A 24,747-nucleotide genomic window follows, 5' to 3' on the forward strand; every position below is an offset into this window, starting at 1 on the left:
CCCCTGAGCGGGCACCCTGCGCCACCAGGAAACGACTTTGTCCGGGACATGATCACAGGTTAGGGTCCCCCGTCACGTATCAGGGGATCACGGCAGGTGGGGGACATGGCCGAAGAAGTCGGCGGGCACATCAAAGGTCCGAACGCATGGAGGCAGGCCTTCGCTGCCATAGCGCTGGCCGCGGCACTCGGTGGCGCTCTGTGGGCGTCCGAGGAGCTGTCCGGAAACGGCAGTGGCCCGCCGCCCGCCACCTGCTCCGACGAGGACGCCGGGAAGGCCGCGGGGCGAGTGACCGGGAAGCAGCTGTGCGAGGCACTGCACCGTCCCGACCTCGCCGCTCTGCTCGGCACGCCGACGGAGACCGCGAAGACCGCCAGCGGCGGCGACAGCTCGTTCAAGTCCGCCGGCGGCAAGGAGATCGCCACACCCTCGGCGCAGGTCGAGTTCGACACCTACACCGTGACGCTGTCGGCGACCTACGACGGTCTTCCGGTCGCCGGGTCCCACACGCTGCTGGGGAACGACGCCGAGCAGCGGAAGGTGCTGGGCCGGCCGGCCGTCCTCTACTCGGACCGCACCATCAGCATCAGCTTCCGCCTCGACGGGGGCGACAGCGAGACCGGCCCCGGCGTCCCGGCCCGGGCGCTCACCGTGGCGCAGGACGCGAAGGACAGAGGCGGTTCCCTCGATGTGACGCTGTGGCGCGCGGACGGAGGGGTGCCGGACGACGCCGTACTGCTGCGCGTCGCCGAGAAGGTGCTGCCGACGGTCCCTGGGTGGACCGCCGGCCGGTGACGGCCGGTCCCGCCCGCGCGCCGGGCGGCACGTGCCGGGGCGGCACCGCCGTCAGGGGTGCCGCCACGTCGTGGGCCGCCGTCCCGGGGACGGCGGCCCACGAGGGACCCGCTACCTCTGCTTGATCCGCAGGAAGGTGACGGAGTTCGCCGGGAAGGTGTAGGTGAACTTCCCGGCCACGCCACGGAAGGTGGACGTCACCGGCGTCACCGGCGTGTCCGTCTCCGTGTTGACGGCGTCCTCCTCGGCGGCCAGCGTGGTCACGCGGGCCGTGGAGGCGACCTTCGCGCCACCCAGGTCGACGGCCGTACGGGCCTCGGCGGACTGGGCGTTGACGACCTTGACGATCAGGTCACCGGTCTTGGCGTCCTTGGTGACGACCTGGCGGAACGGCTCGGCCGGCTTGTCGTCCTTGAAGCTGCCCCACTCCTTGCCGTCCAGGAACAGGGTGACCTGGCGGCCACGCACCTTGATGTCGATGTCGTAGGCACGGCCGGTCTCGATCGACCCGGCCTTCGTCATCAGCGTGCCCTTGCCGCCGTCGACGGCCTGCTCGATCGCGGACTGGGTGTTGTTCCAGCCGCCCAGGTTCCACCAGTAGTAGTTCCCGGTGTCCTTGACGCCGAAGGCGACGAGGAAGCCCTCCTTGCCGGACTTCTTGGTGGCCTTCACATGCAGGTCGTAGTCCTTCCAGGCCGGCTCGCCCGCCGTGACCAAGGTGTTCTCGGCGGCGGTGTCGGTCTGGACGTACTGCCCGTCCTGGATGCTCCAGCTGCCACGGCCGCTGGTGGTCCACTTCGAGGCGTCACCGGAGAAGTCGTCGCTGAGCAGCGTCGAGCCGTCCGCGGCGGTGACCTTGACGTCGTCGTACGCGGCGCTGGTCGCCCACGTGGACAGGCCGACGGCACCCGTGATCGGGCCGCTGACGTCCGGCGTGCCGGTCGCCTTCGACGGGACCACGCGGTCGCCGACGTTGGTCATGAACAGCTTCTGGACCTCGTAGTTGGCCGAGTTCCAGGAGGCCCGGTTGTTGAACCAGATCATGTCCGGCCGCCACTGCACGTAGTCCTCGTTGGCGAGCAGCGGGGCGTACGAGGCGAGCTTGACGACGTCCGCGTTGCGCTCCAGGCCGGTCATGAAGGCGGCCTCGGCAAGGCCGTTCTTCCAGGCGTTGCCCTGGGAGGCGTACTCGCCGAGGAAGACCTTGGGGCCCTTGCGGTCGTAGGAGTCGTAGCGGTCGTTGTTCTGCAGGAACCAGTTCGGGCTGTTGTAGTAGTGCTCGTCGACCATGTCGACCTTGCCCTCGCGGTTGAGCTGCCAGGCGGTGTCGAAGGTCGTGCCGGCGTCGTCCGGGCCCGAGTTCGAGATGACGGTGATGTCCGGGTACTTCGCCTTGATGGCGGCCCGGAACTGCTGGAAGCGGGCGAAGAACTCCTCGGGGAGGTTCTCCTCGTTGCCGACCCCGAGGTGGGTCAGGTGGAAGGGCTTGGGGTGGCCCATCCGCGCCCGGACCTTGCCCCACTTGGAGGTCGCCGGGCCGTTGGCGAACTCGATGAGGTCGAGGGTGTCCTGGATGTGGCGCTTGAGCAGGGCGTCGTCGTCGGTGGCCTTGTTCTGGCCGCAGCCGGTCACCAGGGCGGGGACGACGGGCAGCGGCATGGCGCCGATGTCCTCGGAGAAGCGGAAGTACTCGTAGTAGCCGAGGCCGTAGCTCTGGTTGTAGCCCCAGAAGTTGGCGTTGGTGGCGCGCTCCTCGACCGGACCGATGGTGTCCTTCCACTGGTAGCTGCGCTTGCGCTGCCAGTTCGAGGCCTCGCTGTAGTCCTCCATGGAGCCGGTGTTGACCAGGCAGCCGCCGGGGAAGCGCACGAAGCCCGGTTTCAGGGCGGCGATCTTCTCGGCGAGGTCCTTGCGCAGGCCGTTCGGCTGGTTCTTGTAGGTGTCACGCGGGAAGAGCGAGATCTCGTCGAGCGCGGCGGCGTTCGTCGAGGCGACGGCGAGGCGGCCGCGGTTGCTGGTGCGGGTCGCGGTGAAGGTGGCCTTGTACTTGGCCCAGCCGCCCTTGACGGCCACCTGCCGGGCGGTCGCCAGCGTGCCCGCCGTGTCCTTGAGGGAGACGGTGAGCGTGCTGCCGCTCTCGGCGCGGGCCCACACGGAGAAGTCGTACTTCTTGCCCTGCTCGACCCGGATGCCGGTGTTGTATCCGGCGTTCGTCACGGAGGAACCGGCGCCCAGGGAGAGGTAGTTGCGGTTGCGCTCGTTGAGGCGGCCCGAGTCGTTCACGACCTCGGCCGCGCCGCCGACCGCCCACGAGGTCAGGGGCGTGTAGGAGCCGTTGTCGGCGGTGGAGTACTCGAAGGAGCGGTTCTGCACGAGCTCGGCGTACAGACCGCCGTCGGCGGCCCGGTTGATGTCCTCGAAGAAGACGCCGTACATCGTGTCGTCGATCGCCGCGCCCTGGGCGGACGGGTCGACGGTGATCGCGTAGTCGGGGACGTCCTCGGCGTGCGCGGGGGCCGGTACGAGGGCTGCTGCCGTCAGGAGCGCGGTGGTCGTGAGACCGACTCTCCATCGGGTGCGGGCGGTGCGTGGCATGGATACTCCGCGGCTCTCTGGTAGAGGAATGTTCGAAATATCAGACATTGATCAGCACTTCGAACGGCAAGATAGGGAGGGGCCGGATGCGCGTCAATGGGTCGCGCAGTAACCGTTGGGACGGAGAGCGGTACGGGATGGGCGAGTTCTGGCCAGTGCCGGACGTACTGGCGTATCTGGCCGGTCGCTGGCGCGTGGCCCGGTCGGTGCGGGATCTCGCCGGCGGCGAGCAGGGGGAGTTCTCCGGCACCACCGTGTTCACCGCGCAGGAGGACGGCGGGCTGCTGCACCAGGAGTCCGGCACGTTCGTCTGGCAGGGCGTCGCCCGGCCCGCCGAGCGGACCCTGCGGTTCCTGCCGGGCCCGGGCGGCACGGCGGACGTGCGGTTCGCGGACGGGCGGCCGTTCCACGACCTGGACCTCACGTCCGGACGGCACGTCGCCGACCACCCCTGCGCGGCGGACCTCTACCGCGGCGAGTTCACCGTCCGCGACCCGGACCACTGGCGGACGGTGTGGCACGTACGCGGCCCCGCCAAGGACCTCGTACTGCGCACCGACTACGCGCGCGAGGCCTGAGCCGGCACCCCGTCGAAGCGCAGGTTCCAGCGCCCCGCCCGGCCCGTCACGGCGGTCGTCGACAGCGGGCGGATGTCGATGTTCCAGTACGTCGAGGGCGGTGCCTTCAGGGCGTACACCAGGGCTGCACGGATCACGGACGGCTCGGCGACCGCCACGACCCGGCAGCCGTCCTCGACGGGCCGGGTGTCGAGCCAGCCGCCGACGCGGGTGATGAAGTCCACCAGCGACTCACCGCCGTGCGGTGTGGCGCGCGGGTCGGCGAGCCAGGCGTCCACGGACTCGGGCTCCCGGGCCATCGCCTCGCCCAGGGTCAGCCCGCGCCACCGGCCCATGTCGCAGTCCCGCAGGCCGAGTTGCACGAGCGGCGCGTACCCGAGCCCCTCCCCCGTCGCACGGCTGCGCGGGGTCGGCGAGCAGTAGCGCAGCTCGGCCGCGGCGAGCGGCAGCAGCTCGTGGGCGACGCGCTCCACCTCACCCCAGCCGGCCTGGTCCAGCGGCCGGTCGTCCTCGAAGCGCTCGGCGAGCATCGGGGAGCTGCGCGCGGCGGCGACGAACGTGACCCGAAGTGGCATGCGGCGATCGTGAGTCCCGCAAGTGCGCAGGTCAAGAGGTGTTACCTACGAGTTACCCAGGGTGCACCGACCTTCACGGACCGAAGACGAGGGCCATCCAGTGCTCGGGCCGCTCCAGCGCCGCGAACCCGAGCTTCTCGTAGACGCCGTGCGCGTCGTGCGTGGCGAGCAGCACGCGCCGCACCCCGTACTCCCGCAGCTCGTCCCGTACGGCCGCCACGAGCGCGCTGCCGACACCCTTGCCGCGCACCGACGGATCGACGTACACGTCGCACAGCCACGCGAAGGTGGCCCGGTCCGTGATGACCCGGGCGTACGCGACCTGCTCTGCCGACACCGTCTCGTACACACCGAAGTTGAGTGACCCCTCGATCGCCCGGTCCTGCTTCTCGCGCGGGCGGCCCAGCGCCCAGTACGCGTCCGTGGACAGCCAGTGGTGGACCCGCTCGGCGTCGATTCGGGCCGGGTCGGTGGAGATCTCGTAGCCCTCGGGCAGGCTCGGCGTGTCGGTCATGACGGGATGCTCGCAGGTCACGGGGCATGCGTCGAACGCTTATCCCAGCACCTCGTCGCAGGCCGCCCGCAGCCGCCGTACCCCCTCCGCGATCTCCCCCGTCCCCGCGACCGCCGCGAAGCTCAGGCGGACGTGCGCGGCCGGGGGCTCGGCGCTGAAGTAGGGGCGGCCGGGAGTGATGGCGACGCCCGCGCGCAGGGTGGCGGAGGTCAGGGCCGCCTCGTCCGTGCCATCCGGCAGGCGCGGCCACAGGTGATAGCCGCCGGACGGCACGTGCGGCAGGGCGAGTTCCGGCAGGTGCAGCGCGAGCGCGGCGGTCATCGCGTCCCGGCGCGCCCTCAACTCGGCGGAGACGGCCCGCAGATGCCGCGGCCAGGCGGGCGAGCCGACGAGTTCGAGTGCCGCCTCCTGGAGCGGCCGGGGCACGAAGAAGGTGTCGACGACCTGGATCGCGCGCAGCCGCTCCAGGACCGGGCCGCGCGCGGCCAGGGCGCTCACCCGGAAGCTCGGCGAGGTCGCCTTGGTCAGTGAGCAGACGTGGACGACGACACCGTCGGGGTCGTCGGCGGCCAGCGGGCGCGGCAGCGGCCCCGCGTCCTCGTGCACGAGCCGCCGCACGAAGTCGTCCTCGACGACGAACGCGCCCGCCGCGCGGGCGATGCGCAGCACCTCGCCGCGCCGGTCGGGCGCGAGCACGGCACCGGTGGGGTTCTGGAAGAGCGGCTGGCAGACGAAGACCGGGGCGCCCGTGGCCCGGAAGGCGTCGGCGAGCAGCGCCGGTTTCACGCCGTCCGCGTCCACCGGCACGGGCACCGGGCGCAGGCCCGCGGCACGGGCGATGGCGAGCATGCCGGGATAGGTCGGCGACTCCACGAGGACCGGGGCGCCGGGCGGTGCCAGGGCGCGCAGGGCGGTGGTGAGCGCGGACTGTCCGCCCGCGGTGATCAGCACCTCGGCGGCCGTGCAGGACCCGCCGATGCCCCGCGCGAACCACTCCCGCAGCTCCGGCAGCCCCTCCATGGGCGGACGCCCCCAGGCGCCGGGACGGCGGCCGGCGCGCGACAGGGCGGCGGCCATCGCGCGCTCCGGCTGCAACGACGGGTGCAGATAGCCGCCGTTGAACTCGATCACGCCGGGCGGCGGGGCGGCCAGCGAGACCAGCACCCCGGAGGCGTCCACCGAGCGCGGTACGAGATCGGCGGCACCGTCGGCGCTGAGCGCGACCTCCTGCCAGGAGGTGTCCCCGGCGGGGGGCGGTGCCGTCCGGGTCTGCGCGCGGAACGCGCCCGCGCCGGGCCGGGTGACCACGAGCCCCTCGGCGGCGAGCTGCGCCAGCGCCCGCGACACGGTCACGGGGCTCACCCGGAACCGCTCCACCAGGGCCCGGCTCGACGGCAGCTTTCCACCCGGCGAGTAGCGGTCGAGCTCCCGCCGCAGTTGTTCCGCCAGTTCACCGACGCTGCTACGCTCATGCATGAGAGTACAGAGTAGCGCTACTACCGCACCCCGGATAGCAGTCGCCGCGGAGCGGCCCGGTCTCGGCACGCTCCAGGCCGCCCTGGGCGTCATCGCCTTCTCCCTCACCTTCCCCGCCACCGCCTGGGGTCTTGAGGGCTTCGGGTCGTGGTCGCTGGTCGCCGTGCGGAGTGTGCTGGCCGCCGTGATCGCGGGCGGTGCGCTGCTCGCCCTTCGCGTCCCGCTGCCCGCCCGCCGCCACTGGCCGGGCCTCGCGGTCGTCGCGGCCGGCGTGGTGCTCGGTTTCCCGCTGCTGACCACGCTGGCGCTGGAGACCTCGACCACCGCGCACGCCGCCGTCGTGGTCGGACTGCTCCCCCTGACCACCGCGCTCTTCTCCGCCCTGCGCGTCGGCACCCGGCCCTCGCGCACCTTCTGGGCGGCGGCCCTCGCGGGCGCGGCGGCGGTGCTGGCCTTCACCGTGCAGCAGAGCGGCGGCGCCCTGAGCACGGCCGACCTGTACCTCTTCGCGGCACTGCTCGTGTGCGCGGCCGGCTACACCGAGGGCGGCCGGCTCGCCCGGGTCATGCCGGGCTGGCACGTCATCGGCTGGGCGCTGGTGCTGTGCCTGCCGCTGACCGTGCCCGTCGCCGCGTTCGCGCTGGCGCAGGAAGCCGTGCGGCTGACCGCGCACAGTGTCACCGGGCTGCTGTGGGTCGCCGCGGGCTCGCAGTTCCTCGGACTGGTCGTCTGGTACCGGGGCATGGCGGCCATCGGCATCCCCAAGGCCAGCCAGTTGCAGCTCGCCCAGCCCCTGCTCACACTGGTGTGGTCGGTGCTGCTGCTGGGCGAGCACCTGACGGTGGCCGCCCCGCTGACAGCCGCGGCGGTGCTGGTCTGCATCGCCGTCACACAACGGGCACGCGGCTGAGCGGGGCACGCCCGGCCCCCTGCCGAGCGGCGCCCTGGGCCGTAGACTCGAAAGGCCACGGACCGCTGCTCCACACACCGTGAGGAGGCCCCAGATGCGCGCAACCGTGGGCGACCAGCTTGTCCAGCACGGCAGAGTGGTCGGTCAGCACGACAGGGTCGGCGAGATCGTCGAAGTACTGGGCCAGGAGGGCAATCCCCCGTACCGCGTCCGGTTCGAGGACGGCCACGAGGGCGTGTGCTCGCCGGGACCCGACACCGAGATCCGGCACCGGGAGACCACCACCGGGCCGTGATTCAGCGCGGCGGCGGCGCCGGCTGCCCGTAGTGGTCGGCGACCACCCTCGCCATCGCCCCGATCCGATCGGTCGCCATGTCCTTGGCGGCGAAGAAGACGTGCCCGCGCACCTGCGCGTGATTCCTGGCCAGCGTCAGGTGCCGGGACAGCTCGACGGTGTCCTGCCAGGCGGCCGGCTGCGCCGGATCACCGGCCTTGTACAGCGCCTCCCCCACGTAGAGCCGCGTCGAGGAGCCGCGCGCGACCTCCGCCCACCAGGGCACCAGCTTCGCGTAGTCGGCGGCGGCGAAGCCGATGTTCCAGTACAGCTGCGGGACGATGTAGTCGATCCAGCTCTCGCGCACCCACTTGCGCGTGTCCGCGTGCAGGTCGTCGTAGGTCTGCACGCCCGCCCGGGTGTCCGAGCCGCGCGAGTCGGTGGCGGCGTTGCGCCACACGCCGAAGGGACTGATACCGAAGCGGGCGCTCGGCCGGACCTGCTTGATGCGGTCCGCCGTCTCCCGGACCAGCTTGTCGATGTTGTCCCGCCGCCACGCCGCCCGGTCCGGGAAGCCGGCGCCGTACCCGTCGTAAGCCGAGTCGTCGTCGAAGCTCTGGCCCGCCACCGGGTACGGGTAGAAGTAGTCGTCGAAGTGGACGCCGTCCACGGGGTACTTCTTCACCGCGTCGAGCATGGCGTCCTGCACGAAGGCCCGGACCTCGGGCAGCCCGGGGTTGTAGTAGAGCTTCCCGCCGTACGTCACCACCCAGTCCGGATTGCTGCGGGCGGGGTGGCCGACGGCCAGCCGGGTCGGGTCGGCGTGGGTGGCGACCCGGTACGGGTTGAACCAGGCGTGCAGCTTCAGGCCGCGGGCATGGGCTTCCTCCACGGCCGTGCCCAGCGGGTCCCAGCCGGGGTCCTGGCCCTGCGTGCCGGTGAGGTACTGCGACCACGGCTCGTACGGCGAGGGCCACAGGGCGTCCGCCGTGGGCCGGACCTGGAAGACCACGGTGTTGAGCCGGTTGCGGACCGCCCGGTCGAGGTGGGTGATCAGCTCGGCCCGCTGCCGCGCGGCGGGCAGCCCCGGCTTCGACGGCCAGTCGCGGCCCGCCACGGTGGCCAGCCACACACCCCGCATCTCGGAGGCCGCCCTGTCGTCGCCCCGGCCGTTCCGCTGGGGCGCGGCCGACGCCGGAGGCATCATCGTGAAAGCCGACAGCGCCGCCACCGCGAACGCCCTGCGTGACACTCGTCCCATCCGCATGCCCCAAAAAGCCGCGGATCCGCCCGGTCGCGGATCGCTCCGCGCCCAGCATGCCCGAAGCGGACCCGACCCCCGCGATCGATCATCGATACTTGGGAGTAACGTGCACGAACGGAGCAGGCACCGGAACCCGGAGCACCTGCCCAGAAGTGGATCAGCAGCGAAAGGGACGATGTGACGGACACCCCAGCGGGAGACATTGCACGCGTCGGAGTCGTGGGCTGCGGTCAGATGGGCGCGGGGATCGCCGAGGTGTGCGCCCGGTCCGGTCTGGACGTCATGGTCGCCGAGACCACCGGCGAGGCCCTGGAGATCGGCCGGACCCGGCTGTACAACTCCCTGGCCAAGGCGGCCGAGCGCGGCAAGATCACCGAGGACGAGCTGGAGGCCACGCAGGCCCGGCTGGGCTTCACCACGGACCTCGGCGAGTTCGCCGACCGCGACCTGGTGATCGAGGCCGTCGTCGAGAACGAGCAGGTCAAGACCGAGATCTTCCAGGTGCTCGACCAGGTCGTGACCCGGCCCGACGCAATCCTGGCCTCCAACACCTCCTCCATCCCGCTGGTGAAGCTGGCGGTGGCGACCTCGCGGCCCGACCAGGTCATCGGCATCCACTTCTTCAACCCGGCCCCGGTGCAGAAGCTCGTCGAGCTGATCCCGGCCCTCACCACGTCCGAGGGCACGCTGAGCCGGGCCCAGCTGTTCACCGAGAAGATGCTGGGCAAGCACGCGATCCGCGCCCAGGACCGCTCCGGCTTCGTGGTCAACGCGCTGCTGATCCCGTACCTGCTCTCCGCGATCCGGATGTTCGAGACGGGCATCGCCAGCCGCGAGGACATCGACAACGGCATGGAGATGGGCTGCGCCCACCCGATGGGCCCCCTGAAGCTCTCCGACCTCATCGGCCTGGACACGGTCGCCTCGGTGGCCCAGTCGATGTACGAGGAGTACAAGGAGCCCCTGTACGCCGCTCCCCCGCTCCTGCAGCGCATGGTCGACGCGGGCCGGCTGGGCCGCAAGACGGGGTCGGGCTTCTACACGTACGACTGACCGGCCTGCTGACTCCGGCATCTCAGCGCCGCCGCTCCTCCGGCCACGGCCGGAACCGGCGGCGTCCCCATTCGGCCGCCTGCTCGTTGAGGCGGCTGCGCAGCCAGCCCATCCAGAGGGCGAGCGGAGTGGTCACGAGAGCGAGCAGCAGCGCTGTGCCCCACCCCTGCCCGCCGGAGGAGAACCGGAGCACCACGACCGACAGCGCGTAGAGCGCCAACGCGTACGCCGCGTTCTTCTGCCACTTCGTCATGCGGCCCGGGTACCCTCGAGGCTGATTACGGACGGTCAGAATCCGGCAACGTACGGGCCCGGCACCGGAATTGGTGCCGGGCCCGTGGCATTCACACACCGTGTGCGCGCCGGGCTCGCATATGCCCGTCGCACACTCTCCCCAGGCATCCACCAGGCGAGTTGACTCCTCCTACGCATGCAAGGGATGTGCAACGACTACGGAAAGGAGCGGACTCGTGACCGTCGATCCCGAGCATCCGGTCGTTCAAGGAGAACTCGCAGAGTTACGACGCCGCCTCGACGTGGCGTACGCCCGTGTCGAGGGCGGGCTGGCTCTGCTCAGCCATCGCACCGAGGAGACCGCCAAGGAACTCGACGAGCTCAACACCCGGATCACTTCACTCGAACACGCGCGCTGGCCGCTGCCCGCGGTCGCCGCCCTCACCGCCGTGGGTGCCCTCGTCGTCGCGATCTGGCAGGCACTGGGACGTTGAGTTCAGGGCAACGCGTCCTGACCGAGCCTGAGATGGTGCAGCAGCAGTAACGCGGCCGCCATGTTGGCGGCCGGGACCTCCCCGCGGGCGACCATGTCGGGGACGAGCTTGAGGGGGACCCACTCCCGGCGGTCCGACTCGAAGTCGTCCACGGGATGCCCGACGTACTCGCCCTCGCCGGCCCAGTACACGTGGTGCCGGGCGTCGGTGAGCCCGTTGGACGGCTCCACGCTCATCAGGTGGTGCAGGGGTCCCGGCCGCCAGCCGGTCTCCTCCTCCAGTTCCCTGGCGGCCGCGCGGGCGATGTCCTCGCCGTCCTCGACGACGCCCGCCGCGAGTTCCCACCCCCAGCTGTCGGTGATGAAGCGGTGCCGCCAGAGCAGCAGCACCTCGTTGGCCTCGTTCACGACCGTGGCCACGGCGACCGGCCGCAGCCGTATGAGGAAGTGGTCGAGGTGCCGGCCGTCCGGCAGTTCGACATCCGCAAGATTGACGCTGAACCAGCGATTTGAGTACACAGCTTGTTCGTTGTGTTTCGTCCACTGCACGGTTCTGCCACCTTCCGTCGAGTAAGTGGCAATATCGCAGCAGGGATGGAGTGACAGCAGGCGCACAGGACGTCGCTCGGGATGAGGCGGGCGCCCGTCGCCCGGGTCTACAACGGTACGCGCAGGGCCCCGTCGATGAGTTCCGCGGCGTCGGCCGTGCCCGAGCAGCCGCTTCGCACCAGGTGCTCCCGTACCGCGCGCAGCCGGTCGCGCAGCCGCTGGGACTCCATGCCGCGGGCCTGCTCGGCCATCTGCACGGCGATGACCACGGCCTTGTCGGCGTTGCCCTGCCGCAGCTCGATCGTGCTGAGCATCGCCAGCCGGTGCACCCGGCCGCGGTCGTGCGCCGGGTTGTCGACCGCTGCCGCGGCATGCTCCCCGGCGGCCGCGATCTCCCCGAGACTCAGCAGCGCCTCCGCCACCTGGACGTTGACCAGCCCCGGCTGGACATAGCCGGTCTCGTCGGGCTCGTAGCCGCGCCGGATGCGCGCCGCGGCCTGCTCGGCCCGCCGGATGCAGGACAGGGCGCTCGTGCCGTCGCCGAGATGCGCGTACGCCTTGGCCTGCATCGCGTACAGGTCGGAGGCGAGCGCCGGGGTGATGTGCTTGCCGGCGGCCCGCAGCGCGGCCTCCGCGAAGGCGACGGCCTGCCGGTACTCCCGCATGAACAGCGACTGGTTGACGAGCAGCGCGATCACATAAGCGCCCAGCCCCCGGTCCCCGCTGGCCTTGGCGAGCCGCAGGGCCTGGTGGAAGTAGCGCTGGGCGAGACCGTGCGCGTCGGAGTCGTAGGCGCAGATCCCGGCGACGGCCACCAAGCCGCCCGTCGCCCGGTGCACTTGGCGCCCGGTCTCATCCGTGTAGCTGCCGCGCAGCAGCGGCGCGGCCTCGGCGTTGAGGAAGCCGACGATCCGGGCCCGCGTCGCGATGCCCCCGGCCTTGCGGTACATCTGCTCGTAGTGTGTCCGGGCCGCGCGCAGCATCTCCAGGTCGCCCGGGGTGACCCGGTGTCTGCCGCCGCGGGAGACGTCCACGTCCTCGGGCGGGTTCTCCCACTCCCACACCGGCATGACGGCGGGCGTGCCGGTGAGTGCGGGCGCGCCCAGGATGTGCGGGCGCTGCTGCTGGTCGGAGCGCCACAGGGCGGTGGCCCGCTCGACGAAGCCGGACAGCGTGCCGGTGTGCGGCGCGGACGGCTCACCGGGCACGCCCAGGCCGATGTCGTCGAGGGTCACCTGCCGTTGCAACCGGGCGGCGAGCACCTCGCAGATCAAATCGGGCACCTGGCCCCGGGGACGCTGCCCCTTCAACCACCGGGCGACGGCGGTGTGTTCGTACCTCAGGAACAGGCCGCGTGCCCGTCCCGCCTGGTTGACGTGTGCGGCCAGCCCCGCGTGCGAGATCCCGGCCTCGTCCAGGATCGCGTCGAGCAGAGTGTTGGGCTGCATGTGGGCCCCCCGGTGGCTCGGTGCGGCCAGATTAGTGGGTCCGCCTTCACACGGGGTGTGAACGGAGTGCTCGAATCCGGGCTGTGCGCGCACTGTCGCGGAGAGTCGCCGGCCGGTTGACTGAAATGCCTCGCAAGAGGCCGGCCGGGCCGCCGGCTCCCCCTCGTACAGTACGGCGGCCCGCTTCCGCCGTCCGCCCGGCTGCCTGCCCGACACTCCGTGGCGGGGCGGACGGCACCGCCGGCCAGGCCCTGCAAGGGCGCGGGGAACTGCGCGACCAGCCACCACCAACCCGCAGCCGGCACCACAGCGCAGTTCCCCACGGCGCTAACTGCGCAGCTCAGCCCCTACGCGTTCACCCGCAAGAGCCACCGCCGCGTCCCGAGCCGCCGACGCCTCATCCACCGTCAACGTCCGGTCAGCCGCCCGGAACCGCAACGCATACGCGAGCGACTTCCGCCCCTCCCCCAGCTGCTCGACGTTCTCGTAGACGTCGAACAACCGGATCGACTCCAGCAGTTCCCCGGCACCATCACGCAGGGCCTCCTCGACCTCCGCCGCCGGAACAACCGCATCGACGACCAGGGCGACATCCTGCGTGGCCACGGGGAACGTGGAGATCCGCGGCGCCCTCACCGTGGCGTCACCAGCCGACTCCACCGCATCCAGGTCGATCTCCATCGCACAGGTACGCGCCGGCAGCCCCAGTGCCTTCACCACGCGCGGGTGCAACTCCCCCGCGTGGCCGACGACCCGTTCGGCACCGTCCACGGTGATCGCCAGCTCGGCGCACCGCCCGGGGTGCCACGGCCCGTACTGGCCTGTGCGGATGATCAGCTCGGCGCCGGCCTCACGGGCGACGGAACGCGCCGCCTCGACGGCGTCGGCCCAGTCGGCCGGACGGCCCTTGCCCCACCAGCCGGCCTGCTCACGCGCACCGGCGAGGACGACGGCGGCGTGCCGAGGCTGCTCGGGCAGTGCCGCGTTCAGCTCGGCGAGCTCCTCGTCGGTCGGGCGGCGGTCGACGGGCAGCACCGCGGCGATCCGCTGCTCCTCGCGCGGCTTGAAGACCAGACCGGTCTCGAACAGCGCGAGGTCGTGCGAGCCGCGGCCGTCGTTGCGCCGCAGGGCGGCCAGCAGGCCCGGCAGCAACGTCGTGCGCAGCGCGGGCTCCTCGTCGCTCAGCGGGTTGCTGAGCTTGACGACGCGGCGGGCCGGGTCACCCGCTTCGAGGCCGAGCTGGTCGAAGACCTGCTCTCCGATGAACGGGTAGTTCAGCGCCTCGACGTACCCGGCACCGGCCAGGGCCCGGCCGACGCGGCGGTGCAGCCGCTGCCGGTTCGTCAGGCCGCGGCCCGCGGGCGGCTTGGGCAGCGTGGAGGGCAGGTTCTCGTAGCCCTCCAGGCGGATGACCTCTTCGGCCAGGTCGTTCGGGTCGGTGAGGTCGGGCCGCCAGGACGGCACGGTGACGATCAGCTCGTCCTGCCCGTACACATCGCAGCCGATCTCCTGGAGCCGCCGTACGACGGTCTCCCGGCCATAGGCCACGCCCGCGACCTTGTCCGGGTGGTCGGCCGGGATGGCGATGGTGCGGGGCGCGGTCGGCGCGAGGACCTCGGTCACGCCGGCCTCGGCGGTGCCGCCCGCGAGGAGGACCAGCAGGTCGACCGTGCGCTGCGCGGCGGCAGCGGCGGCCTGCGGGTCGACGCCGCGCTCGAAGCGTCGGGACGCCTCGGAGGACAGCTTGTGCCGGCGGGCCGTGCGCGCGATGGTGACGGCGTCGAAGTGCGCGGCCTCGATCACGACGTCCGCCGTGGCGTTCTCCACGTCGTCGTGGTCGGCGATCTCCGTGTTGGCGCCGCCCATGACACCGGCGAGCCCGATCGGGCCGCGGTCGTCGGTGATCACCAGGTCCTCGGCGTCCAGGGTGCGCTCGACACCGTCGAGGGTGGTGACCTTCTCGCCCGGCTCGGCCCGGCGCACGCCGATCGTGCCCTGGACCAGACTCCGGTCGTAGGCGTGCAGCGGCTGGCCGAGCTCCATCATCACGTAGTTGGTGACGTCGACGGCGAGCGAGATCGGGCGCATGCCGACCTTCTGCAGCCGGCGCTGGAGCCAGATCGGCGAGCGGGCCTCGGCGCTCAGCCCCGTCACCGTGCGGGCCGTGAAGCGGTCGCAGCCCGTGGGGTCGGAGATCCGCACCGGGTAGCCGTAGGCGTTCGGGCCGGGGACGTCGAGCAGCGCCGGGTCGCGCAGCGGCAGGCCGTAGGCGATGGCGGTCTCGCGGGCGACGCCGCGCATCGACAGGCAGTAGCCGCGGTCGGGCGTGACGGCGATGTCGAGGACCTCGTCGACCAGCTCCAGCAGCTCGATCGCGTCCTTGCCGATCTCGGTCTCCGGGGGCAGCACGATGATGCCCTTGGTGCCGTCGTCGCCCATGTTCAGCTCGTCGCTGGAGCAGATCATGCCGCGGGACATCTTGCCGTAGGTCTTGCGCTCGGCGATCTGGAAGTCACCGGGCAGGACGGCACCCGGGAGCGCCACGACGACCTTGTCGCCGACGGCGAAGTTGCGGGCGCCGCAGACGATCTCCTGCGGCTCGCCGGTGCCGTTGGCCTGGCCGACGTCGACGGTGCAGAAGCGGATCGGCTTCTTGAACTCCGTCAGCTCCTCGATGGTCGCCACCTGGCCGACCACCAGGGGCCCCTTGAGGTCGGCGCCGAGCTGCTCGACGGTCTCGACCTCCAGACCGGCCGAAATGAGCTTGGCCTGGACGTCGCGGCCGGTCTCGGTGGCCGGCAGGTCGACGTACTCCCGCAGCCAAGAAAGCGGGACCCGCATCAGATCTCCATCCCGAACGGCCGGGTGAACCGGACGTCACCCTCGACCATGTCTCGCATGTCCTCGACGTTGTGGCGGAACATCAGCATCCGCTCGATGCCGAACCCGAAGGCGAAGCCGCTGTACTTCTCGGGGTCGACGCCGCAGGCGGTGAGCACCCGCGGGTTGACCATGCCGCAGCCGCCGAGCTCGATCCAGCCCTCGGAGGAGCAGGTGCGGCAGGGCCGGTCGGGGTTGCCGATGGACTCGCCCTTGCAGACGTAGCAGAGCATGTCCATCTCGGCGCTCGGCTCGGTGAAGGGGAAGTAGTTCGGCCGCAGCCGGGTCTTCATGTCCTCGCCGAACAGGGACTGGACCATGTGGTCCAGGGTGCCCTTGAGGTCCGCCATGGTCAGGCCCTCGTCGATCGCGAGCAGCTCGATCTGGTGGAAGACGGGCGTGTGCGTGGCGTCCAGCTCGTCGGTGCGGAACACCCGGCCGGGGCAGACGATGTAGACCGGCAGCTCACGGTCGAGCAGGGCGCGGGCCTGCACCGGCGAGGTGTGCGTGCGCAGGACGACACCGGAGCCGGACTCCTCGGTGCCCTTCGGGCCCTGCACGAAGAACGTGTCCTGCATCTGCCGGGCCGGGTGGTCGGGCAGGAAGTTGAGGGCGTCGAAGTTGAACCACTCCGCCTCGGCCTCCGGCCCTTCGGCGATCTCGTAGCCCATGGCCACGAAGACGTCCGCGACCCGCTCCATCATCGTGGTGAGCGGGTGCCGGGCGCCGGCCGGTACGCGGTCGTAGGGCAGCGTGACGTCCACCGCCTCCTCGACCAGCACACGGGCGTCCCGCTCGGCCTCGAGTTCGGCCTGGCGGGCGGCGAGGCCCTTGTTCACGGCGCCGCGTGCCTGCCCGACGCGCTTGCCGGCGTCGGCCTTGGCGTGCGGGGGCAGGGCGCCGATCTCGCGGTTGGCGAGGGCCAGCGGAGAGGCGGGGCCGGTGTGGGCGACCTTTGCCTCGTGGAGCGCGTCGAGGGAGTCCGCGGCGGCGAAGGCGGCGAGCGCCTCGTCCCGCATGCGCTCGATCTCTTCCGGTTTCAAGGCCTCGACCTCTACAGGGTCGTACGACTTATTCGGTGCCGACATCTCTTCCCGTGCTTCCGATTGGCTGGCTGAAGGTCCCCGTCACCGACTCCGATGGCCGTCTGCGGGACACAAAGGTGCCAATGGCCGAGTCTAACGGGGTGGAGGTATACGAATGCGCCCGCGGGCTGCTCAGGCGAGATAGGCCGGAGCGCTCACGGGCAACGTAAATCGGAACTCGGCACCGGCGCCGGGGGCGCGGCCGACCGTGATGGTGCCGCCGTGGGCTTCGACGATGCCCTTGACGATGTAGAGCCCGAGGCCCGTGCCGCCGCGCTTGCTGCCCCGCCAGAAGCGGGTGAAGACGCGGTTCATGGACTCCTCCGGGATGCCGGGCCCCTCGTCGCTCACCGTGACCGACGTGCCGATGTCCTCACCCTCGCGGGGGGACGCCGTGGCCGTGACGTCGATGGTGACAGTTCCCTCGCCGTGCCGCACGGCGTTTTCCAGGAGGTTGCTGAGCACCTGGTCGATCTTGTCGGGGTCGGCCCACAGATCGGGCAGCGGCTGCTGGACGCGCAGCAGGAACCGGTCGGCGGGCTGCCCGGCGGCGACGTAGGCCTGGATGTGCCGTCCGACGGCGGCGCCGATGTCGACGGGCTGGCGCCGCACCTCCAGGCGGCCGGAGTCGATCCGGGAGATGTCGAGCAGCTCGGCGATGAGCCGGGTGACCCGGTCGGCGTCGGCGTCGACGGTCTCCAGCATCAGCCGCTTCTGGTCGTCGGTGAAGCGTTCCCACTTGGCGAGCAGGGTGGCGGTGAAGCCCTTGACGGAGGTGAGCGGGGAGCGCAGCTCGTGGGCGACGGTGGCGATCAGCTCGGCGTGGCTGCGCTCGGTGCGGCGGCGGGCCTCGGTGTCGCGCAGGGTGACGACCAGGCGCCTCAGGGGCCCGGTGGGCCGGGTGCGCACGTAGCGCGCGGAGACCAGCACCTCACGGCCGCCGGGCAGGAGGAGGTTGCGCTCGGGCTGTCCGACCCGGATCGCGAGGCCGCCGTACGGGTCGGTCAGCTGCCACCAGCGTCGCCCCTCCAGATCCTCTAATGGCAGGGCCTTCTCCAGGCGCTGCCCGAGGGCGTCGCGGGCGCGGACGGCGGTGATGCGCTCGGCGGCGGCGTTGAAGCAGATGATCCGGCCCTGCTCGTCGGCGACGACGAGTCCGTCGGGCAGCATGTCGGGGTCGATGCCGAGGTCGGCGAGATCACCGGGTGGCCGGGACGCGGCGGGCGGGCTCCCGGCGTCCTGGGCCCCCGGTGCGCTGCTCGTGCCGACGCTCATCCCCGTACCCCACCTCCAAGGCTCCACAGAGGGGTCCCTGAGCTGGTCACCCTACTAGTTCCCGGTGACGGAGCGGCACCCTCCGGCGGCGCGCTGTGCACGCGCCGACGCATAGAGACATACGGCGGCGGCGGTGGCGAGGTTCAGGCTCTCGGCCTTCCCGTGGATCGGGACGCGGACGACGGCGTCCGTGAGGGCGCGGGTCTCCTCCGGCAGGCCCCAGGCCTCGTTCCCGAAGACCCATGCGGTCGGCCCGCCCATGGTGCCCTTGTCGAGCTCGTCGTCGAGGTCGCGGTCGCCGGCCCCGTCGGCGGCGAGGACGCGCACACCGGCGGCCCGCAGCCCTTGGACGGCCTGCTCCACGGGGACGCCGACGGCGACGGGCAGGTGGAACAGGGAGCCGACGGAGGCGCGGACGGCCTTGGGGTTGTACACGTCGACGGAGGCGTCGGTCAGGACGACGGCCTCGGCACCGGCGGCGTCGGCGCAGCGCAGCACGGTCCCGGCGTTGCCGGGGTCGCGGACGTTCGCGAGGAGGGCGACGAGCCGGGGGCGGGCCGCGAGGACCTCTTCGAAGGGCGTGTCGAGGAACCGGCAGACGCCGACGAGGCCCTGCGGCGTGACGGTGGTGGAGATGTCGGCGATGACCTGCTCGGAGGCGAGGTGCACCCGGGCGCCGGCGTCCCGGGCCGCGCCGACGATGTCGGCGTACCGCTCGGCGGCCTCCAGCGTGGCGAACAGTTCCACGAGCGTGTCCGCGTCCCCGGCCCGGTGCCCGGCCGCCTCACGGACCGCCTGCGGCCCCTCCGCGAGGAACAGCCGCTCCTTGCCCCGGAAGTTCCGCTTGGCCAGCCGGCGGGCGGCCAAGACGCGGGGCGAGCGGGGCGAGACGAGCTCGGGGGTGGCAGGGGACATCCTGTTCGCTTTCTCACTGGCTGCACAGCAGAACCCGCAGGCCGCCCGGGCCTGCGGGTCCTTCAGTCACATCGGCTTCTCAGCCGGCGTCAGGCCGCCTTGGGGGCGTTGACGTCGCTCGGCAGCGCCTTCTGGGCGACCTCGACGAGCGCGGCGAAGGCGCCGGCGTCGTTGACGGCCAGCTCGGCCAGGATCTTGCGGTCGACCTCGATGTTCGCGGCCTTCAGGCCCTGGATGAAGCGGTTGTAGGTCATGCCGTTGGCGCGGGCAGCGGCGTTGATGCGCTGGATCCACAGCTGGCGGAAGTCACCCTTGCGCTTCTTGCGGTCGTTGTAGTTGTAGACCAGCGAGTGGGTGACCTGCTCCTTGGCCTTGCGGTACAGGCGCGAACGCTGACCGCGGTAGCCGGAGGCCTGCTCGAGGATCGCCCGACGCTTCTTGTGGGCGTTCACTGCCCGCTTGACGCGTGCCACTTTTTAACTCCTTGTAGCGGGGCCGCGGTGGTCTTCACACGGCCCGAAATCGATTGGGTCCCGGTCCTGACGTACGGCGCTCACGCGCCGGAGCGTCACTTGCCGAGAAGCTTCTTGATCTTCTTGGCGTCGCCCGGGGCCATCTCGGCGTTGCCGGTGAGGCGACGCGTCACACGGGACGACTTGTGCTCGAGCAGGTGGCGCTTGCCGGCACGCTCGCGGAGCACCTTGCCGGAGCCGGTGATCTTGAAGCGCTTGCTGGACCCGCTGTGCGACTTGTTCTTCGGCATAGCGCCGTTCTCTCCTCGTCGGTGGCGCTCCGGTGCCCGGTCGTGAAACCGGGCACGGTGGAGCGTCGCTCTGGTATCGGTTACGTCCTGGGGACTCGCGTCCCCCGGGATCACGCGTCGGCGGAAGCCTCGGCCGGAGCCTCGGCGGATTCCTCGGCGGAGTCCTCCAGGTCGGCCTCAGCGGCGTTCTGCGACTTGCCGGGGTTGGCCTTCGCCTCGGCCTTGCGGGCTTCCTGCGCCTGGCGAGCCTCGGCCATCGCCTCGGTCTTCTTCTTGTGCGGACCGAGAACCATGATCATGTTTCGGCCGTCCTGCTTCGGGTTCGACTCGACGAAACCGAGGTCTGCGACGTCCTCCGCGAGCCGCTGCAGCAGTCGGTAGCCCAGCTCGGGCCGGGACTGCTCGCGACCACGGAACATGATCGTGATCTTGACCTTGTCGCCCTGCTTGAGGAACCGGACGACGTGACCCTTCTTGGTGTCATAGTCGTGCGGGTCGATCTTCGGCCGGAGCTTCATCTCCTTGATGACCGTGTGCGCCTGGTTCTTGCGCGCCTCACGGGCCTTCATGGCCGACTCGTACTTGAACTTCCCGTAGTCCATGAGCTTGCACACGGGCGGACGGGCGTTCGCCGCGACCTCGACCAGGTCCAGGTCGTACTCCTGCGCAAGCTCCAGTGCCTTGGCCAGGGGGACGATGCCCACCTGCTCGCCACTGGGACCGACAAGTCGCACCTCGGGAACGCGAATCCGGTCGTTGATGCGGGGCTCGGCGCTGATGGATCCTCCTCGGTAGCACCACGCGACGGTCTGGCGGACGGCCGCGTAACGTCTCTATTCGTTAGACCTAACCGCGCCGAAGCACAAAAAATGCCCCGGACGATTCCCAGGCGGGGCTCCTCGAACTACCGGAGCACCGTCGCGGGGAGCCGCGGGGCACGCTTTCGGACGGATCGCCGCCGCTGGGACGGGACCGTCTGACCGGTGACCCGCCGCCCTGGGGGCGGTCAGGTGGGAGTTCGAAAGCCTCCACTTGTGGGTCGGGCTCGCTGGCCGCGAGGCATGCGGGTCCGACCGGTCGTTACACGAGATTACCAGCATGGGCCAGGAACGGCCAATTGTGGCGCCTCGGGGCCCGGTACGTCGCCCGCCCGGCCTGCGCCTATCGTGTGGGGCATGAGTGAGACCCCTCCTGAGTCCCCCGACTTCGACGCCATGGCCCGCGACATCGCCGAGGTCCCGGCGGTCGAGGTGATCGTGACGGTCGCCGTCAACCTGATGAGCGCCGCCGCGGTGAAGCTCGGTCTGACCGAGGAGGGCGACAAGCACAAGGACCTGGACGAGGCCCGCAAGCTGGTGCACGCGCTGGCCGGTCTGCTGGACGCGTCCGCCACCGAGATCAGCTCGTTCCACGCGGCGCCCCTGCGCGACGGCCTGAAGTCGCTCCAGCTGGCGTTCCGCGAGGCGTCACTCCTCCCCGACGAGCCGGGCCAGGGCCCGGGCGAGAAGTACACGGGTCCGGTCTACGGCTAGTACGGCTGCTCCCTACGGTCCCTCAGCGTTCGTACAAGGGCTCGCCCGGTGGCGTCGCCCCGGCCGGCAGCAGTGCCAGGTCGAGGCCGCGCACCAGGCGGGCCCTCAGTGTCTCGTCGGCGGCGAGCCGCCGGGCGACCGCCTGGGCGGCTTCGGCGGGGGCGGCGGACGGATCCAGGACCAGGGCGAGGGTGCCGTCGGCCTGGCCCGGGCCGAGGTGGGCGCGCAGGACGGCGGGCTCGGCGGCCACGGCCTCGCGTACGGCCTCGACGACGGCCGGGTCGGCGAGCGGGTCAGTGGTCGTACGGCCCTCCGCGAGGGCGAGCAGGGCGGGCCCGGTCAGTTCGAAGGGCACGGGCCCGGCCAGGTCGAGCACGACCGTGTCCGCCTTCTCGTGCGCGGCGGCCTGGAGGGCCTGGTGCAGGGGCACGGCGACGGGGCGGGCCGCCGGGTCCCAGCGGGCGAGGGAGTCGGTGGACGTGAAGGCGGGGAGGGCGGTGCGGTTCCCGGCCTTCAGGGTCGGTACGGCCATGTCGCTGGTCTTCTCGCGGCGCAGTCCCCGCTCGTCCTCCTCGACCTCGCCGAGCACGGCGACGACGGGGACCAGCAGCCGGGCGTCCTTGAGCGCCTCCAGGACGGGTCCCACGGCGGTGCGGTCCTCGGCCCAGGCGGCGAGGGCCGCGCTCAGCCGGGGGTCGGCGGAGCCGTCGTCGTCGGAGAAGCCGGGATCGGGGATGTTCTTGTTCGCCACGGTCGTCGACCCTATCGGCCGGGTGCGGCCGCTTCGGCGGGCGGGCCTGGTGGCCGACGGCCGGAGGTCCCCGTGCCCCGCGGCCGGAGGACCCCGTGGCCGGCGGCCGGAGATCCCCGTGCCCGGCGGCTAGAAGTCGTCGTGCATCGTGCGGCGACCGCGCCACAGGACCACGGCCGCGATCAGCAGGACGCCGCCGGCGCCGCCCGCGAGGGGCGCGGCCCAGTCGGCGGTGTCGGCACCGGAGCCGATGGCGTCCGGGCCGCTGCCGAAGTACTTCGCGCCGTACGCCGCCGTGCGGAGGCCCTGCGGCTTCAGCCGGTCGGCGGCCTCGATGGCGGCCGCCGGGTCGACGAAGCCGAAGCCGCGGGAGTCGTCGCGGCCGTCGACGGGGGCGTTGCGGGCGGTGTCCTCCAGGAGCGTCTTGATCTGGGCCGGGGTCAGGCCGGGGTGGGCGGCCTTGACCAGGGCGGCGGCGCCGGAGACGAAGGCGGCGGCGGCGCTGGTGCCCCAGCCCTCGTAGTACTTGTGGTCGGGGTCGGCGATGACGACGTCGACGCCGGGGGCGCTGACGGTGGCGTACCAGCGGCGGGTGGAGAAGGGGGCGCGGGTGCCGGAGCGGTCGACGGCGGTGGCGGCGATGACGCCCGGGTAGGCGGCCGGGTAGGAGATGCGGTCGCCCTTCTCGCCGCCGTTGCCGGCGGAGGCGACGACGACCACGCCCTTCTTCAGGGCGTACTGGATGGCCTGGTCCTCGGTGGGTTCCGGGTGCGCGGAGGCGGAGTCGTCGCCGAGGGAGAGGTTGATGACGTCGGCGCCGTGGTCGGCGGCCCAGCGGATGCCCTCGGCGAGGGCGTTGCCGCGGGTGCTGCGGGCCTTGGCGCGGGAGGGGTCGCCGTCCTCCAGGATCACGCGGACGGGGAGGATCTTGGCCTCGGGGGCGATGCCGAGGACGCCGTCCGCGTTGCCGGGGCCGTGTCCGTGCCCGGCGATGATGCCGGCCATGGCGGTGCCGTGGCGGGCCCAGGGGCGGTCGCCGGGTTCGGCTCCGAAGCGGATCAGGTCCTTGCCGGGAAGGACGTTGCCGACCAGGTCGGGGTGGTCGGCCTCGACGCCGGTGTCCAGGACGGCGACGGTGACGCCCTCGCCCTTGGTGGTCTGCCAGGCTTCCTGGGTGTGCATGGCGTCCAGGGCCCACTGCTGGGCGCGGATGCCGTCGGCGTGGGCGGTGGCGGAGGGGACCAGGACGAGGCCGGCGGCGAGGAGAACACTCAGGAACCCGCCCGCGCGGGACATGACGGCTTTCACGACGGCTGCTCCGTGGCCGAGCGGACGTTCTTGCGCAGGCCGCGTTCGACGCGGTCGGCGAGGCCCTGTGCCTCGTACCCGAGGCCGGCCTGTGCCGGGGCGGTGGTGGCGCCGGACTCCATGGCGTCCTCGGCGGGCTGCGGGTCGTCCACGGTGCGGCCGTCGGCCCAGCCGGAGACGGCGTAGACGACGACCGGGGCCTCGGTGAGCACGGAGACCGTCCAGGCGGCGCGCTGCCCGGCTCCGAACTCCGCGGCGGGCGTGTCCTTCGCGGCGTAGGGCAGCGGCATCAGGTCGCTGCGGCGGTCCAGGCGCTCCTTGCGGAAACGGTTCGCGAGGGAGGTCATGCCGGGGGCGTCGGCCTTGGCGAAGAGCAGGCCGACGGTGGTCACGTAGCTCTCGGTGGCGTCGGTGTAGGTGGCGCGCAGGAGGCGTTCGCAGCCGACGGGGGCGAGGGCCTTGCGCAGCAGGGGGTCGAAGGCGTCCTTGCAGCCGCTGTCCGGGGCGACGGCGATCCGGGTCCAGGTGCGGTCGGCTCCGCCGGGGCCGGCGCCCTGGCCCTGCACGGTGGGCGGGAACAACTGGTCGACCGGGACGCTGTGCCAGAGGCTGCCGGACGCGGTGAAGGTGCTGCGCGAGCCCTCCTCCCCGGAGTCCCCCACGAGCCAGCTCCCGGTGACCGCGCCCGAGATGAGCCCCAGCCCGAGCACGAGGCAGACGGCGGCAGCGGCGGCCTGGGACGCCCCGCGCCGCCCGAGCGGCCGGGGCCGCGCGTCGGCGTCGTATCCCTCGGGCTCCCCGAAGGACACGACGGGGCGTGTGCCGGCGGGAGCGGGGCCGGGGGTCAGGGGGGCGCTCCAGGACAGGGACGGGTCGGGAGAGACGTCGGCGGGGTCAAGAGCGGGCTGCCGGCCGGGGGCGGGCCGGTGGGCGGGTGCCGAGGGCATGCGCATGCCCCGCCCGGTGGTGGTAAGCGTGTCGGCACCGGTGCCTATACCGGCACCCGCCCCGGCACCGGCCTGCGGCTCCCGCGAGGGGCGCGGCGGAATACCGGGCCGCGCGGAACGGGGGCGGCCGAAGGATTCAGCAGGCTCGGAGGACGGGCGGTCGGCTCGCTCGGCCGGGGACGGGTCGGCGGGGAGCGGTCGCAGGCGCGCGGTCGTCTCCGAGGAGTTCTCGGCGGGGGCGCCGGTACGGCGTGGCGCGGGGGCGTACCCGGGCCGGCCGGAGGAGCCCGGCGTGGGGAGGTGGCGCGGTCGCGGAGGGGCGTCGGGTGGGGTGGACGGCCTGTCCGGCTCGGATCGCGCCAGTCGGCCGACGCCGTGCCGCGTGTCCGGGAAGCGGTCGGATGCGCGGGGCGGGGGCGGGGCGGCGGGCTCGGTACGCCGGGGTGCGGTGGGCCCGGTACGCCGAGAGGTCGTGTCGCCGAAGCTGGGGAAACGGGGGCGGTCGTTCGAGGCGTCGGCTCCACCTGTGGCCC

25 protein-coding genes are annotated in these 24,747 nt (G+C 72.0%); 7 read left to right on the forward strand and 18 right to left on the reverse strand.

Annotated elements, in window-relative coordinates:
• The first annotated feature begins 105 nt into the window (after window positions 1-105).
• The gene (locus HDA41_RS07500; RefSeq protein ID WP_184981865.1) at window positions 106-795 is read left to right on the forward strand and encodes a DUF6215 domain-containing protein; all 690 of its coding nucleotides are present in this window, start codon (window positions 106-108) and stop codon (window positions 793-795) included.
• 111 nt (window positions 796-906) lie between these two features.
• Here HDA41_RS07500 and HDA41_RS07505 read toward each other — a convergent pair whose 3' ends face one another.
• The gene (locus HDA41_RS07505) at window positions 907-3,390 is read right to left on the reverse strand and encodes an alpha-L-arabinofuranosidase family protein (protein WP_184981867.1); all 2,484 of its coding nucleotides are present in this window, start codon (window positions 3,388-3,390) and stop codon (window positions 907-909) included.
• A 137-nt stretch (window positions 3,391-3,527) separates the two neighbouring features.
• Between HDA41_RS07505 and HDA41_RS07510 the strand changes: the two genes are divergently transcribed.
• Complete coding sequence (locus HDA41_RS07510; RefSeq protein WP_184993228.1) at window positions 3,528-3,968, forward strand: DUF6314 family protein; 441 nt, start codon at window positions 3,528-3,530, stop codon at window positions 3,966-3,968.
• Here HDA41_RS07510 and HDA41_RS07515 read toward each other — a convergent pair.
• The 3 genes from HDA41_RS07515 to HDA41_RS07525 all read right to left on the reverse strand — a co-directional run bounded on the left by HDA41_RS07515 (window position 3,950) and on the right by HDA41_RS07525 (window position 6,533).
• Entirely contained in the window at window positions 3,950-4,543 is a 594-nt protein-coding gene (locus tag HDA41_RS07515; RefSeq protein ID WP_184981869.1) for a histidine phosphatase family protein, read from the reverse strand. The genes HDA41_RS07510 and HDA41_RS07515 overlap by 19 nt on opposite strands.
• A 73-nt stretch (window positions 4,544-4,616) precedes the next feature.
• On the reverse strand, window positions 4,617-5,057 hold the full coding sequence (locus tag HDA41_RS07520; RefSeq protein WP_184981871.1) for a GNAT family N-acetyltransferase: 441 nt from the start codon (window positions 5,055-5,057) through the stop codon (window positions 4,617-4,619).
• Window positions 5,058-5,096: 39 nt separating this feature from the next.
• Window positions 5,097-6,533, reverse strand: a complete 1,437-nt coding sequence (locus HDA41_RS07525) for an aminotransferase-like domain-containing protein (RefSeq protein ID WP_184981873.1) — start codon at window positions 6,531-6,533, stop codon at window positions 5,097-5,099.
• Between HDA41_RS07525 and HDA41_RS07530 the strand changes: the two genes are divergently transcribed.
• Together HDA41_RS07530 and HDA41_RS07535 are read left to right on the forward strand one after the other, a co-directional pair.
• Window positions 6,532-7,443, forward strand: a complete 912-nt coding sequence (locus HDA41_RS07530) for a DMT family transporter (protein ID WP_184981875.1) — start codon at window positions 6,532-6,534, stop codon at window positions 7,441-7,443. The two genes, HDA41_RS07525 and HDA41_RS07530, sit on opposite strands and share 2 nt — an antisense overlap.
• Before the next feature lie 94 nt (window positions 7,444-7,537).
• Window positions 7,538-7,738, forward strand: coding sequence for a DUF1918 domain-containing protein (locus HDA41_RS07535; protein WP_184981877.1), 201 nt, complete (start codon window positions 7,538-7,540; stop codon window positions 7,736-7,738).
• 1 nt (window position 7,739) lies between these two features.
• On the opposite strand, the gene HDA41_RS07540 is transcribed toward HDA41_RS07535, so the two are convergent.
• Complete coding sequence (locus HDA41_RS07540; protein ID WP_184981879.1) at window positions 7,740-8,978, reverse strand: glycoside hydrolase family 10-like protein; 1,239 nt, start codon at window positions 8,976-8,978, stop codon at window positions 7,740-7,742.
• 180 nt (window positions 8,979-9,158) lie between these two features.
• Between HDA41_RS07540 and HDA41_RS07545 the strand changes: the two genes are divergently transcribed.
• Window positions 9,159-10,034, forward strand: a complete 876-nt coding sequence (locus HDA41_RS07545; RefSeq protein WP_184981881.1) for a 3-hydroxybutyryl-CoA dehydrogenase — start codon at window positions 9,159-9,161, stop codon at window positions 10,032-10,034.
• Window positions 10,035-10,056: 22 nt separating this feature from the next.
• On the opposite strand, the gene HDA41_RS07550 is transcribed toward HDA41_RS07545, so the two are convergent.
• Window positions 10,057-10,287, reverse strand: a complete 231-nt coding sequence (locus HDA41_RS07550; RefSeq protein WP_184981883.1) for a hypothetical protein — start codon at window positions 10,285-10,287, stop codon at window positions 10,057-10,059.
• Between the two features lie 217 nt (window positions 10,288-10,504).
• Here HDA41_RS07550 and HDA41_RS07555 point away from each other — a divergent pair, with 217 nt between their 5' ends.
• Window positions 10,505-10,762 carry a hypothetical protein gene (locus tag HDA41_RS07555; RefSeq protein WP_184981885.1) on the forward strand — a complete coding sequence of 86 codons (258 nt, stop codon included), beginning with the start codon at window positions 10,505-10,507 and terminating at the stop codon, window positions 10,760-10,762.
• A 2-nt stretch (window positions 10,763-10,764) separates the two neighbouring features.
• Here HDA41_RS07555 and HDA41_RS07560 read toward each other — a convergent pair whose 3' ends face one another.
• The 9 genes from HDA41_RS07560 to infC all read right to left on the reverse strand — a co-directional run bounded on the left by HDA41_RS07560 (window position 10,765) and on the right by infC (window position 20,455).
• Window positions 10,765-11,310 carry an NUDIX hydrolase gene (locus HDA41_RS07560; RefSeq protein WP_184981887.1) on the reverse strand — a complete coding sequence of 182 codons (546 nt, stop codon included), beginning with the start codon at window positions 11,308-11,310 and terminating at the stop codon, window positions 10,765-10,767.
• A 107-nt stretch (window positions 11,311-11,417) separates the two neighbouring features.
• A complete protein-coding gene (locus HDA41_RS07565) occupies window positions 11,418-12,758 on the reverse strand; it encodes an NsdA family TPR-like regulatory protein (protein ID WP_184981889.1) in 1,341 nt (446 codons plus the stop codon).
• A gap of 327 nt (window positions 12,759-13,085) precedes the next feature.
• Complete coding sequence (gene pheT, locus HDA41_RS07570; protein WP_184981891.1) at window positions 13,086-15,599, reverse strand: phenylalanine--tRNA ligase subunit beta; 2,514 nt, start codon at window positions 15,597-15,599, stop codon at window positions 13,086-13,088.
• Entirely contained in the window at window positions 15,599-16,726 is a 1,128-nt protein-coding gene (pheS, locus tag HDA41_RS07575) for a phenylalanine--tRNA ligase subunit alpha (RefSeq protein ID WP_184981893.1), read from the reverse strand. Before pheS ends, pheT begins: the two co-directional genes overlap by 1 nt.
• A gap of 129 nt (window positions 16,727-16,855) precedes the next feature.
• Window positions 16,856-17,998, reverse strand: a complete 1,143-nt coding sequence (locus HDA41_RS07580; RefSeq protein ID WP_184981895.1) for a sensor histidine kinase — start codon at window positions 17,996-17,998, stop codon at window positions 16,856-16,858.
• 54 nt (window positions 17,999-18,052) lie between these two features.
• The gene (locus HDA41_RS07585) at window positions 18,053-18,913 is read right to left on the reverse strand and encodes a TrmH family RNA methyltransferase (protein WP_184981897.1); all 861 of its coding nucleotides are present in this window, start codon (window positions 18,911-18,913) and stop codon (window positions 18,053-18,055) included.
• 89 nt (window positions 18,914-19,002) lie between these two features.
• Window positions 19,003-19,386 (reverse strand): 50S ribosomal protein L20, encoded by a 384-nt coding sequence (gene rplT, locus HDA41_RS07590; protein ID WP_010045263.1) that lies wholly within the window; start codon window positions 19,384-19,386, stop codon window positions 19,003-19,005.
• Window positions 19,387-19,481: 95 nt separating this feature from the next.
• Window positions 19,482-19,676, reverse strand: a complete 195-nt coding sequence (gene rpmI, locus HDA41_RS07595; RefSeq protein WP_059419477.1) for a 50S ribosomal protein L35 — start codon at window positions 19,674-19,676, stop codon at window positions 19,482-19,484.
• Window positions 19,677-19,786: 110 nt separating this feature from the next.
• Window positions 19,787-20,455 (reverse strand): translation initiation factor IF-3, encoded by a 669-nt coding sequence (infC, locus tag HDA41_RS07600; protein WP_184993230.1) that lies wholly within the window; start codon window positions 20,453-20,455, stop codon window positions 19,787-19,789.
• Window positions 20,456-20,851: 396 nt separating this feature from the next.
• On the opposite strand from infC, the gene HDA41_RS07605 reads away from it, so the two are divergent.
• On the forward strand, window positions 20,852-21,208 hold the full coding sequence (locus HDA41_RS07605) for a DUF1844 domain-containing protein (RefSeq protein WP_184981899.1): 357 nt from the start codon (window positions 20,852-20,854) through the stop codon (window positions 21,206-21,208).
• 22 nt (window positions 21,209-21,230) lie between these two features.
• Here HDA41_RS07605 and HDA41_RS07610 read toward each other — a convergent pair whose 3' ends face one another.
• From HDA41_RS07610 to HDA41_RS07620, 3 genes are all read right to left on the reverse strand, one after another.
• Window positions 21,231-21,959: an SseB family protein gene (locus HDA41_RS07610; protein WP_184981901.1), complete on the reverse strand. Its 729-nt coding sequence runs from the start codon at window positions 21,957-21,959 to the stop codon at window positions 21,231-21,233.
• Window positions 21,960-22,088: 129 nt separating this feature from the next.
• Complete coding sequence (mycP, locus tag HDA41_RS07615; RefSeq protein ID WP_184993232.1) at window positions 22,089-23,255, reverse strand: type VII secretion-associated serine protease mycosin; 1,167 nt, start codon at window positions 23,253-23,255, stop codon at window positions 22,089-22,091.
• A gap of 8 nt (window positions 23,256-23,263) precedes the next feature.
• Window positions 23,264-24,076 (reverse strand): hypothetical protein, encoded by an 813-nt coding sequence (locus tag HDA41_RS07620; protein WP_184993234.1) that lies wholly within the window; start codon window positions 24,074-24,076, stop codon window positions 23,264-23,266.
• Between the last annotated feature and the right edge of the window lie 671 nt (window positions 24,077-24,747).

Origin of the sequence: Streptomyces caelestis (assembly GCF_014205255.1) — a bacterium.
GTDB lineage: Bacteria > Actinomycetota > Actinomycetes > Streptomycetales > Streptomycetaceae > Streptomyces > Streptomyces caelestis.